The organism is Vreelandella glaciei (assembly GCF_013415125.1).
GTDB lineage: Bacteria > Pseudomonadota > Gammaproteobacteria > Pseudomonadales > Halomonadaceae > Vreelandella > Vreelandella glaciei.
Genome location: NZ_JACCDE010000007.1, coordinates 85291 through 97602 on the forward strand (window position 1 = coordinate 85291; position 12312 = coordinate 97602).

At 57.2% G+C, this 12312-nt stretch carries 11 protein-coding genes; 3 read left to right on the forward strand and 8 right to left on the reverse strand.

Features of this window, described 5'->3' with window-relative positions; translation table 11 throughout:
* Positions 1-39: 39 nt before the first annotated feature.
* The 8 genes from HZS80_RS06745 to HZS80_RS06780 form a co-directional block, all read right to left on the reverse strand.
* Entirely contained in the window at positions 40-1083 is a 1044-nt protein-coding gene (locus HZS80_RS06745) for a putative 2-aminoethylphosphonate ABC transporter substrate-binding protein (RefSeq protein ID WP_179915559.1), read from the reverse strand.
* A 108-nt stretch (positions 1084-1191) separates the two neighbouring features.
* Positions 1192-1902, reverse strand: a complete 711-nt coding sequence (locus HZS80_RS06750; RefSeq protein ID WP_035560648.1) for a UTRA domain-containing protein — start codon at positions 1900-1902, stop codon at positions 1192-1194.
* Positions 1895-2626 carry an HAD family hydrolase gene (locus HZS80_RS06755; protein WP_035560645.1) on the reverse strand — a complete coding sequence of 244 codons (732 nt, stop codon included), beginning with the start codon at positions 2624-2626 and terminating at the stop codon, positions 1895-1897. The genes HZS80_RS06750 and HZS80_RS06755 overlap by 8 nt, the downstream gene beginning before the upstream one ends.
* 89 nt (positions 2627-2715) lie before the next feature.
* Positions 2716-5391, reverse strand: coding sequence for an EAL domain-containing protein (locus HZS80_RS06760; RefSeq protein WP_179915560.1), 2676 nt, complete (start codon positions 5389-5391; stop codon positions 2716-2718).
* A gap of 127 nt (positions 5392-5518) precedes the next feature.
* A complete protein-coding gene (locus HZS80_RS06765; protein WP_035560640.1) occupies positions 5519-6823 on the reverse strand; it encodes a TRAP transporter large permease in 1305 nt (434 codons plus the stop codon).
* 44 nt (positions 6824-6867) lie between these two features.
* Complete coding sequence (locus tag HZS80_RS06770) at positions 6868-7431, reverse strand: TRAP transporter small permease (RefSeq protein WP_179915561.1); 564 nt, start codon at positions 7429-7431, stop codon at positions 6868-6870.
* Between the two features lie 81 nt (positions 7432-7512).
* Positions 7513-8496 (reverse strand): TRAP transporter substrate-binding protein, encoded by a 984-nt coding sequence (locus HZS80_RS06775; protein WP_035560634.1) that lies wholly within the window; start codon positions 8494-8496, stop codon positions 7513-7515.
* 36 nt (positions 8497-8532) lie between these two features.
* Positions 8533-9516 carry a LysR family transcriptional regulator gene (locus HZS80_RS06780; RefSeq protein ID WP_035560631.1) on the reverse strand — a complete coding sequence of 328 codons (984 nt, stop codon included), beginning with the start codon at positions 9514-9516 and terminating at the stop codon, positions 8533-8535.
* 360 nt (positions 9517-9876) lie between these two features.
* Between HZS80_RS06780 and HZS80_RS06785 the strand changes: the two genes are divergently transcribed.
* Genes HZS80_RS06785 through HZS80_RS06795 form a run of 3 tightly spaced genes read left to right on the forward strand, consistent with a single transcriptional unit; the run spans position 9877 to position 12289 of the window.
* On the forward strand, positions 9877-10629 hold the full coding sequence (locus HZS80_RS06785; protein ID WP_035560627.1) for a 5-oxoprolinase subunit PxpA: 753 nt from the start codon (positions 9877-9879) through the stop codon (positions 10627-10629).
* Between the two features lie 5 nt (positions 10630-10634).
* Entirely contained in the window at positions 10635-11342 is a 708-nt protein-coding gene (pxpB, locus tag HZS80_RS06790; RefSeq protein ID WP_179915593.1) for a 5-oxoprolinase subunit PxpB, read from the forward strand.
* The gene (locus HZS80_RS06795) at positions 11339-12289 is read left to right on the forward strand and encodes a 5-oxoprolinase subunit C family protein (protein WP_179915562.1); all 951 of its coding nucleotides are present in this window, start codon (positions 11339-11341) and stop codon (positions 12287-12289) included. The genes pxpB and HZS80_RS06795 overlap by 4 nt, the downstream gene beginning before the upstream one ends.
* Positions 12290-12312 lie beyond the last annotated feature (23 nt).

Sequence of the window (12312 nt, forward strand, 5' to 3'; positions counted from 1 at the left end):
CTCCAAGCCCCGGCCGGAGCCGGGGCAACTGATCACAGCTTATTGTTCGGTTTTGCCGTCGTAGCGACGCTGCCATTCGGTCAACACACGCTCGCGGTTCACTGCCGCCCACTGGAAATCAGCGTCGATCATGCGATCAGTAATATCGACGGGATAGTTTTCAATGGGCTGGGCAACAGCGGGATAAGCCACGACCGCATAGCCTTCGTTATACAGCTCGTTGGCCTCGCGGGAGATTGACCAATCCATGAGCGTTTGCGCAGCTTCCTGCTTGTCGGTACCCGCGACAATCGCGGATGCTTCCATATCCCAGCCCAGGCCCTCTTCTGGGAAGACGACCTCAATAGGCGCTCCCTGGGACTTCAGGCGCGCACCGCGGAAGGCAAAGGACACACCCACTACAGTTTCACCGGTGGCTGCCAAGCTGCAGGGCGCGGAACCCGAATGGGTGTAGCGGGAAATATTGTTATGCAGGCGATCCATATAGTCCCAGCCCTGCTCTTCGTCCCACAGCTGCAGCCAGCTGGCCACATCCAGATAGCCGGTACCCGACGAGTTGGGGTTGGGCATAATGACATGGCCTTCAAACTCAGGCTTAGTCAGATCTTCCCAGGAGGTCGGCATCGGCACGCCCTGGCGTTCGCCCTCAATGGTGTTGTAGCAAATGGCCGCTACCCAGGCGTCCATGCCCACCCATGCCGGGTCTTCGCCGTCCCGGTAGGCGGCATCGACAAATTTCGGGTCGAGGTTGTCCACGCCCTCAGGGGCGTAACGCTCCAGCATACCCTCCTCTTCCAGCACTAGCAGGCTAGTGGCGGCCAATCCCCAAATTACATCCGCTTGAGGATTATCTTTTTCCGCCAACAAGCGAGCGGTAATCACCCCGGTGGAATCACGCACCCAGTTAATCTCGATATCCGGGTGGGCGGCATTAAAGCGTTCAGCGTATTTTTGCAGGTCATCCGACTCAACGGCGGTGTACACCATTAATTCAGTGGCCAGCGCATTGGAAGCAAGGACAGTGGAAGCAAGCGCAGCGGCACTCGCTAGTAACGTGGAAGGGAACAAACGGCGTGGCATCATGATGGTGACCTCCTGGCTGGTTGGTATAGACCAGAAGTTTGCCGTTGTTAAATGACAGTGCAATGACGCTTGTTTGACCGATTTTTTAAGTTGTGATGTCTGCACCAATCATTGCTGGCCGGATAGCTCCACGCTGATGCACAAAGAGTCGTGCAGCCAATGCTCTTCGTCATATTCAATGGGGCGCTGCTGATCGTCCAGAATGGCGCGGTTAATGTTCAACCCGGCGGTGCCTGGCGCTACCAGCAACTCTTCGGCATCCCTTGGTGATAGCGCTTCAGACACCATGCGGATAGAGCGGTTGGCCAGGTAATGCCCCCAGCGCTCCCGCAACAGCCCCCACAGCGACTGCCCAGCGTAGATGTCGAGCAATTCCGGGGCACAATTCGGCACCACCCACAGCGACTCCACCAGCACGGCGCGGTCGTCCACATAGCGGCGGCGGCGAATATGGTGAAACGGCTGGTCATCCGGCAGGCCCAGCGCGCGTGCAGCGGGCAGATGGGAGCAGGTTTCCAGTTTCAGGACAGCAGTGCGTGGCCGTCGTCCCTGGGCACGCACATAGTCGTTGAAGCCTGCGTCTCGGGTAGGGTCATAGACCAAGCGGGCGGGGGAAATAAACCACCCGCGCCGGTTGCTGCGGTGGATCAACCCCTCGCCCTCCAGCTGCGCCAGCGCCTGGCGCAGGGTGACGCGAGTGGTGGCAAAGCGTTCCGCCAGCACCCGTTCAGCGGGTAGTTTGCCTTCCCACTGGGTGGCGTTGATGTCGATTAACGAGCGAAGCTGTTCGGTCAGTTGTAGGTAGTAGGCATCAGACATGCGCCGATTTTCCTGGCAGAGCGTTGGGCGACGAAGCGCTCACAGGCGCTGGCGCCCGCCAGTCTAAGCGCCGCCACCCTTCAACGCTAGCTACCTCAGCCAGTACCGGATCAGGGTTAACCGCCACAGGGCAATCCACATACTGCAGCAGTGGGAGGTCGTTGCGGGAGTCTGAGTAGAAAGTCGTGTGACTAGGGGTGACCTGCTGTTCGATCAGCCACTGTTTTAAGCGCAGCACCTTGCCGCCGCGATAAGAAAAAATTCCCTCACTGCCGCCGGTATAGCGCGCATCTTCATTGATACCGTGCTCCACGCTTAACTCTACCGCCAGCACATGTTCAATGCCCAGGGTGGTTGCAATCGGCTCGACCAAATGACGTGACGAGGCGGAAATCAGCAGCAGGGTATCGCCAGCTTTACGATGCGCTTCCAGGCAGACCCAGGCTTGTTCAAAAATACGCGGCAGAAGGTGCGTGGCGACAAACCGCTCGACCTCTTTTTGAACATCCGTTACCCGGCGCCCGCGCAGCGGCGCCAGGGTCATGGCTAGATACTCTTCGAGCTTTAGCTTGCCCGCATGATAAGTCCGCTGCATCTGCTCGGCACGCGCCATGAAGGTCTCGGCATCGCTGATCCAACCTTGCTCTATCATCCATAAATTCCAGCGGTCGCTGCAGTCTCCATCCAGGAGGGTGTCATCAAGATCAAACAGGGCCAGGCGCATGGGAGCACTCCTTTCATCGCGGGTTGGCGGCGCGTAGGGTATGCCAAAGGTGATGACAAGACGATGACGCTGGCGGTGATATTGCGTGGCTACTTGTTCAACCACGCTGCGGCAAAATCATCGGCCGGTAGCGGCCGCCCAAACCAGTAGCCTTGCGCTTCATTACAGCCCATTTCGGCTAGTAGATTTGCTTGCTCGTGGGTCTCAACCCCCTCCGCCACTGTTTTCATCTCTAGCGCTTGCGCCATGGCAATAATGGTTTGCACGATGGTGCGGTCGTGGCGATTATCGAGCATTTCACGCACAAAGGAGATATCGATTTTCAGCGCGTCGGCGGCAAAGCGCCGCAAATAAGAGAGTGACGAATACCCCGTGCCAAAATCGTCGATGGAGAGTGCATAGCCCGCTTGCCGCATGGTGTGGGTAATCTCCACCGCCTGATCAGGGTCGCGCATAAAATCGCTTTCGGTGAGTTCCAGCGCAATCGCGCTCGGGGAAACACCCGCCGTGAGGTGCGCAATGTGGTGGGTAAGCTGTGGGTCGGCGAACTGCTGAGCGGAAATGTTGATCGACAACCTGCCGGGCAGTGGCATGGCGCACTGTTGGCGCCATGCCATCAGTTGCCTGGCAGACTCCTCCAGTACCCAATCGCCCAGGGCACGAATCAGGCCACGCTCTTCGGCCAAAGGAATAAACTCACTGGGACTCACCCACCCCCACTCCGCGTCATGCCAGCGGCAGAGAGTCTCAGCACCTGTCAGCTGCCCGCTGGCAAGGTCTACCTGGGGCTGAAAGTAGAGTTCCAACTGGTTTTCGCTGATCGCCACGCTGAGCCGCTCGGTCATCCGCTGGCGGCGCTGTAGCGCGTGATGCATTGCTTGGGTATAGGGGCAGGTACTGTTGTCGCGGCGTTTGGCGTGGTGAAGCGCAATACTAGTGGCATTGAACAGCTCACTCGCTTGCGTCACATCGTGGGGATAACGGGCATAGCCAATGCTGACATCAAGGTTAAACACACGGCGCTCCAGCTGCAGCGGCTGAGTCACAGCTGAGCGCAACTGCTCGACGAGAGCATTTATGTTTCTGATATCGGCGTCGGCCACCAGCATGGCAAACTCATCACCGGATAAACGCGCCAGTGGGCCATAGGCGTGGCTGATCTTCTGCAAGCGGTCCGCCACTGATACCAGTAGTTGGTCACCTACTTGGTGGCCGTGCAGGTCATTCACTTCTTTAAAGCGACGAATATCCAATAGCAGCAGCGAAAGCCCCTGCCCAGTATAGTGGGCCTCTTGCCACATCTGCGCTAACAGCTCCATGAAGCGGGTACGGTTAGGTAGCCCGGTAGTGCTATCCGTGTAGGCCAACTGATGCATATGACGGTGGTCCCGGCGGCGTTCAAGCTCTGCCGCGGCGCCAGTAGAAAGGATTTGCAACACTGAGGTAGCGAACGCATTAGTCGTCAGCGGTTGGCGGTAAAACACCATCATCACGCCAATTGCCTCGCCGTTGGCGTTATCTAAGCGACGACCAATCCATGCCCTGACCAGTAGCTGCGTGCCCCCTAACAGCAGCGGCGGCCCGTCATGTATCACCGCTTCACGCTCCAGCACCACCTGCTCGCTAGGCGAGCCGCGCAGTGCGAAAGCGTGCTGCTCACGCTGTTCGCCACTGACCACCATGCTAACCGTGGTTGCCTGGCCATACTCTTTTTCCTCGTCCTGAGGGGAGGTATGCAGTAGTGCAATGAAGCCTGCGTCGGCTTCCAGCACCTCGACCAGAGTGGCAATCAGCTGCTGAAAATAACCGTCACCCACCCGCGTCGTGACCGTCGAGGCAACCTGAAGCACGGCGTTTTGTACCCGTTGCGACTCTTGCTGGTCGGTCACATCCGAGATAAAGCCTTCCAGGCAGACAATCTCACCATCAGGATTCATAACAGCCTGGCCCTGCTCCCACATCCAACGTCTCCCCCCGTCGCGATGCTTTAACCGATACACCACCCGGTAAGGCCGCTTGCTGGCAATGGCCAACTGCACCTCGTCGAAGAGTTTTTCCTGATCATCAGGATGAATCAACGCGGCGAAGCTGGTCACCCGGTTACCTTGCAACTCATCCGGGCGGTACCCGGTCAGCGCCTCGGCCCCTTGGCTTACCACCTGCATGGTCCAGTCACGGTCATTGAAGCAACGGTAGGCCATGCCAGGCAAGTGGTTTAGCAGCGTATCCAGGCGTCGCTCACTCTCCCGTGCGACTTCTTCGCTTGCTCTTAATGCCTGCTCTGCTTTTTGGCGGCCTAGCTCCGCTCCGGCCTGGGCGGCAGCAATTTGCAAAATTTCATTGGCTAGCTCATCCAACTGCATAGGAGAGTTCTTGAGCACCGCCAGCAGGCCAATCAGCGCGCCATCGGCAGCGTAGAGGGGGCGCCCCAGATAACTCTCGGCGCCGAGTTCGCCAAGTAGCTTATCGTCTGGAAAGCGCAATTGGACATCATGCGCATAAAGACAAAATTCACTGTTTATCGCGGTTTCGCAAGGAGTCCCCGCCAGCGGATAAGTAACATTGCTAAGCAAACGCCCATTGGACCAGACCGCTAACGTCTCAGCCTGATGCAGCTGAGTAACATCGGCCACCAGCACATGGTCAACGCCCACCAAGTTTGCCAATCGTTCGACCAGCGTGGCATAAAAGCCAGGACTTCCACTATGCCCCATCCCTTCTGCCAACTGGCGAAATATCTCTGTCGCGTTATTCCTCGTGCGCATGGGTGGAGCCACCTATTCCCGCTTTTTCTTCAGCTTAGCTCGAAGCGCAGCCACAATGAAGCACCCGTTAACCATCCAGGCCTGCATGACAGCCGCCTGGATGGTTAAATGTGGTCGATAGTGGCCGTTAATGGGTCATCGCCTGGGGCAGGTAGAGAGCAATGCCGGGAAAGAGATGCATCAAGGCAATCGCCAACAGCATCAGCAGGAAGAACGGCAGCGTGGCCTTGGTAATGGTCAGGATATCCTTCCCTGTCAGCCCCTGAATCACGAACAGGTTGAAGCCAACGGGCGGCGTAATCTGCGACATTTCGACGACGATGACCAGATAGATGCCAAACCAGATGAGGTCAAACCCTGCGGCACTCACCAGCGGCATGATAATCGCCGTGACCAGCAGAATCAGCGAAATACCGTCGAGGAAGCAGCCCATGATCAGCAGCAGCAAGGTGAGCGCGATCAGCAGCATGGTGGGTGAAAGCCCCATTTCACCAATCGCCTGCGCCAGCTTCATCGGTACCTGAGTAAAGCCCATGGCCGAGGTCAGGAAAGACGCCCCCGCAATAATGAAGGCGATCATGCAGGCAGTACGCACAGCGGCAAACAGCGAGCTCTTGAAGATCTCGCGGTCAAAGTGACCATTGAAGCGGGCAATCACGATCGACAGCACCACACCGACCGCTGCCGCCTCCGTGGGTGACGCCAAGCCGCCATAGATCGAGAAGATGATGCCGCCGATCAGCAGCAGAATGGGCACCAGCGACCAGGTGTTGCGCAGCTTTTCGCCAAAACTCATGTCTGACTCATCTTCACCGGTCAGGCCTTCGCGGTTGCCTTTCAATAGCGCCCACAAAATGAGATAGCTCATGAACATCGCCAGGATCATCAAGCCTGGGCCAATACCCGCCATAAACAGTCTGGAGATCGACTGCTCGGTGACCACGCCATAAACAATCAGCACAATGGAAGGCGGAATCAGCAGCCCTAGCGTCGAAGCACTAGCCAGCGTTCCAATCGCCATATTGCTGTCGTAGCCACGCCGTTCGAGCTCAGGCAGGGTCATCTTGCCTACCGTTGCGCAGGTGGCAGCCGAAGAGCCGCACACCGCTGCAAACATGCCGCTGCCAATAATATTGGTATGCAGTAAACGCCCCGGTAGGCGGTTTAACCAGGGCGACAGGCCGCGGAACATATTATCGGCGAGCCCCGACCGAAAGAGTATCTCGCCCATCCAGATAAACATGGGTAGCGCGGTAAGGTCCCACCCATAGCTTGCCCCCCAGAAATCAGAGGCCAGGATAGAAGCTGGTGAAAACGAGCTGAAGAACTCGAGTGCTATCCAGGCAGTACCAATCAGCGCAAAGGCGATCCATACCCCGCTCCCCAGTAACAGCACAAGCGTAAAAATGGTGGCGAGACTTAGTAGCAGCACGAGGAGCTCTCCGATTTAGGGGGCAGGTGAGTGAAGGTCGCCATTTAGCGGCCTTCGCTTTCGTCTGGGGCCGTCGCTTCGCAAAAACTTGAAGGGTCGCGAATGGCAATACGGATCGCCATGAACAGTGCTTCAGCCAGCGCCAGGCACAAAAGCCCTACGCTGGTCGCAAGTACAAGCTGGGGAATCCAGAGCGGAATCGACACAAATCCTGAAGACACATCATTGTATTGAATGCTCTCACGCGCCAAACCAACCAAGCCGTAACTGAGCATCAGGCTGATCGCCAGCGCGATAATCAGGCCGAATACTTCAAACCACACTCGAATTGCCGGTGGCAGCCGAGTAATCAACAGCGTCACGCGAATATGGGCGTGATGCACAAAGGTGTAGGCCAAGCCCAGAAAGGTCGCACCCACCAACAGATATGAAGCAATTTCCGAAACGCCGGTAATACTCAGGCCTAGTCGGCTCAAGCCAACCAGCACCAGCAGGGCATCTACTAGGCGGAAAGTCACCTGAAGCGCTATCAGCGCACAGATGGCCACCATGCACGCCGCCGCACCCCAAGCCCCCAGGCGATAGAGTTTGTCGAATTTAAACGTCATGTTCGCAGCCTCATGAAGCGCACGGGAAAAGCAGGGACGGAGACGTTGCCCCGCCCCTGCAAGAGACATTGAAGCCGGAGATTAGCTGTCGCGTTGCTCGCGGTAGTTTTCCAGCGCCTGCTTGGCTTCGTCGTCAGCACGGGACTGCCAATCTTCAAACAACTGGTCACCGGCTGCTTGCAGCGCCTCTGAAACGGCTTCGTTTGGCTCAGAAACTGAAATACCGTTCTCTTGCAGTGCAGCCAAGCTGGCGTCGTTATCTTCGCGGCTCATCTCCCAACCACGTTTTTCAGCCTCAGCGGCGGCTTCCATCAGTGCTTCCTGGGTTGCTTCATCCAGGGCATCGAAACTGCGCTGGCTGATGAAAACGATGTTTTTCGGCAACCATAGGTTAGCGTTGGTGTAATCGGTAACATAATCCCACGCCGCCATGGAGTTGCCGGTAGAGCTTGAGGTGATCATGGCATCCACCCGGCCAGTGCTAAACGCAGTGGGTATATCAGACTCTTCGGTTTCAGTGGGGCTACCGCCCAGGTTATCGACAAAACGCTGGGTATTGATGTTAGGTGCACGAACGCGCAAGCCTTCAAACTGCTCGGGGTCAGTAAGAGGTTCAGAGGTATAGATACCTTGCGCAGGCCAAGTGACGGCGTAGAGCGGAATCAACCCTTCATAGGCAAACAACTCGGTGATCATCGGCTTGGTGGCTTCCCACAGCGCGTAGGCATCGTCATAGCTGCCTGCCACACCGGGCAGAGTATCCACTTCGAAAATGGGGTCATCATTGGAAAGCACGGAGAGGAATACTTCGCCCGCATCAATGGTGCCACGACGAACCGACGGTTTGATCTCCCCATGGGCGACAAGAGAGCCACCGCTATGCACGGTAATGGTTAGCTCGCCATCAGTGGCTTCTGCCACATCGTCGGCAAACTGCTTGGTGTTTTGGGTATGAAAGCTGGCATCACCGTACGGCGTGGCCATGGTCCACTCAGCCGCGTGAGCCGTCACCGTCAGACCGCAGGCTGTTGCCAGTAGCAGGGTGGAAGTTAATGTCTTGCGCATTGTGAAAACCCTCTTGTTTCTATTAATAATATGGAGCTAATGGTGTGTTGCGTCGGTGGTGCCAGAGGAGGCGCTGCTGGGTACCCAGCGCCCAGAGAAAAGTGTTGTTGTCATATCGGCACGGCGCGCCTGGGCATAGCGGCTGGCACATTCCTGTGCCAGCCGAGCAACGCCCCGACAAAAGCGTGGGTGGTTAGCGTTGCGCCATATCACATCATAGTGCATGGCGGGTAACGGCACCGGCAGTGACAAGCGGTAGAGCTCCCCCCGCTGCCACTCTTCCAGCACGGTGGCGACCGGCAGCGCGCCAATTCCCAACCCTTCGGTAGTCATACGCACAATCGTCATTAATGTACTAACGCAATGAATACGCGGGCTGGCTACGCCCTGCTCCGCTAAGTACCGCACCAACTCTGAGTGGGGGCGCGCCTGTTTACCAAACGAAATAAACGGCAGTTGCTTAAACCACAGTTCGGCACTGTCGCTCAGCAGCTTGGCATGCCGCGGGGAAACGAACATGCCCATTTCATAAGGGCTCAGCGACTCGTACTCGATCTGCTTTTGAGGCGAATAGCCATTCATCGCCAGCACAATATCCAATTCATTACTCAGCAGCCGCTCATTCAGAACCGACGAGTAATCAACCGTCAATTCAATAATCAGCCGCGGATACCGCTCGGTGAGCAGGCGCATAAAATCGGGGAACCAGCTATGAGCGATGGTTTCAATTGTGCCGAGCCGCAATGGTGCAGAAAACGCCTCTTCACTATCGAATAGCTTCATCGCCTTATCACGTTGGTGCAGCATGCGTTCAGCGTGCATAAAGAACTCGCGGCCGCGCATGGTGGGCTGGATAGGCCGAGCGGCGCGCTCCAAGAGCAGTTCCCCTACCGTGGTTTCAAGACGCGAAATACGCTCGGAAACAGAAGGCTGAGTAAGGTGCAAGCGGGTCGCTGCCTTACGGAAAGAGCCGAGCCTCACCGCCCATACAAACGCCTCCAGTTCTTTAAAATCGAGCATAATGACTCGCCTACAAATGACTTTCTGGGATAAATAAGCATCGTCGTGCTGATACGTAAAGCTGGCTGCAGAGAGCTAACCCCTTGGCTATCGGGTAACTGTATATTTATTTAACTATGCAACTTTGAGACCACTCCCTGCAGGGTTATCCCACCAACGCTATTATCACGCCCCGCCCTTACTGTGATAAGCGTATCGTGCCCAAGCGTCAACCATTTTTCCACCAAATAACAATATGATAGGAGTGACCGATAGTTAGTATCGTCAAAAACGATTGGCACTGAGCTTGCCGTGTTCATATATTGGTGGTGGATTACAAATCAGCTTCAGCCAACCACAGCATCAACGACAGGAGTCGCTATGGCCATTCCCCTGCTTAATTGCGATATGGGCGAAAGTTTCGGCAACTGGACGATCGGCCTAGATGCCGATGCGATGCCTTACGTCGACTGCGCCAACATCGCCTGTGGTTTCCACGCGTCCGATCCTCATGTGATGCGCCGCACCGTCAAGCTAGCAGTTCAGAATGACGTTCGTATTGGCGCCCACCCTGGTTACCCAGACTTGATGGGCTTTGGGCGACGCTCCATGGCCTGCTCGCCGGAAGAGGCTGAAGACATGGTGCTCTACCAGGTAGGCGCCCTGGCGGGCATTTGCCAAGCCGAAGGCACCCAGTTGAGCTACATCAAACCTCATGGCGCGCTTTATAACGACATGGCCGCCAACCCGGCGCTGCTCGAAGGCGTCATGCGGGCCGTGCGTGCTTACGATCCGAGCCTGCCGCTAATGATCATGTCGACTGCTGACCCCGAACCACATCGCGAGCTGGCTGCCAAACTGGGCATTACCCTCTGGTTCGAAACCTTTGCCGATCGCGCTTACGACGCCAATGGCCACCTGGCCTCGCGCCGGCTACCCAACGCCGTGCACCACGACCAGAACACCATTGTGAATCAGGCCATTAAGCTGGCCAAAGGCGAGCCGCTCACTGCACTCGACGGCACGCCGCTGCACCTAGCCTGCGATACGCTTTGCGTTCACGGTGATAACCCTGAATCGGTGGCGGCGGTGCGCGCTATTCGCGAGGCCTTTCAGGCGCTGGAGCAGGCGTGAATCCCATTAGTGAAAGAAGAGTTGAAACCGCCGCCATGGATGCCTTGATGGTGAGACTGTTCGACACCATCGACGAGGCCAACATGGCCTGGGTGATCGCCGCCGACCAAGCGCTGCGCGGTGCTTTCGGGGCTGCCTTGATTGATTTAGTGCCCTCCTACACCACACTGCTAGTCCATTACGACTGCCAGCAAATGAATCACGCCGAGGCGCTCGGTCTGATCAATAAGGCACTTTCCGGCCTCGAACCTGCCGACACTCAGGCGGGTGAGCTACACGATATTCCCGTGTGGTATGACGAAAGTGTCGGTCCCGAACTGCCTCTGGTCGCCAAACGCGCTGGCTTGAGCGTTGACGAGCTGATACAGCAGCACTGTAACCATGACTACTGTGTCTTCGCGCTGGGTTTCGCGCCCGGCTACGGCTTTATGGGCTTAGTCGATGAAGCAATAGCGACGCCGCGCCTAAAAACACCGCGCCGTAAAGTAGCCGCAGGCAGTGTGGGCATTGCCGATCGGCAAACCGCGATTTATCCGCTGCTCTCACCCGGTGGTTGGAACATTCTTGGCCGTACCAATGTGCCGCTATTCGAATACGCCAAGCGCGGCGAACCGCTGTTCCGCCCTGGCGACAAGGTGCGCTTTAGAGCGATCTCCCGTGCGGAGTTTGAAGCGGACGGTGGCGATACCACCCCAATGGAGGAGCGCCCATGAACCACGTCGCCATCAATAAAAAACAAAACGCCATGGTCGTTAAACAAGCGGGGCCACTCGCACTGATTCAGGATGCCGGCCGGTTTGGGGTTGGTCATCTAGGGGTTACCCAGGGCGGTGCCGCCGACTGGATCTCATTTCGCTGGGCCAACTGGCTACTCGGCAACGCCTTAAACAGCGCCGCGTTGGAAATTGTGATGGGCGGCGGTTTGAGTTTTGAAACCGAAAGCGAAGTGCGCCTGGCCTTGACCGGCGCCGATCTAGACGCTCAGTTGGATGGCAAACCGCTCGCACCCAATACCAGCTTCAAGCTAATGCCCGGTCAGTGCCTAGTGTTTCGCCAACCGCGCCAAGGCCTGCGCGCCTATCTCGCCTTTCCTGGCGGGCTAAATGCACCGGAGGTGCTTGGCAGTCGCGCCTGCACCGCCCGCGAGCAACTGGGCGGCCTGCACGAAGATGGTAAACCGCTAAAAGTGGGCAACCGCTTGACCTGGAAAGGCACCGCTTCGGCGGTTCGCCGTATTGCGGAAGGCCAAGGCCCGCAGATGCCAGCATCAAACTGCCGCCTACCCATCGTGCTCGGCTCGCAAATCGCCGCCTTCAGCGGCCGCTCCCTTTTCCAAGCTTTCAACCAACCCTGGACAGTGGATAATCGCGCCGATCGTATGGGCGTACGACTGACCGGCCCTGCCTTGCATGGCTCGCTCACCGGCATTATTTCCGAGGGCATTCCCTTGGGGGCAGTGCAGGTTCCACCGGATGGTCAGCCTATCGTACTGATGAATGATCGTCAGACAATAGGCGGCTACCCACGCCTGGGAGCCCTCACTCCCATCGCCTGCGCTACGCTGGCCCAGTGTTTGCCCGGTACCAAAGTGTGGCTGACGCCGATCTGTGCCAGCCAGGCCCAGAGGCAGTACCGAAACCAACTGGCAAGCTGGGATTAGCCGTTGCATAACCCAGCAGTTGA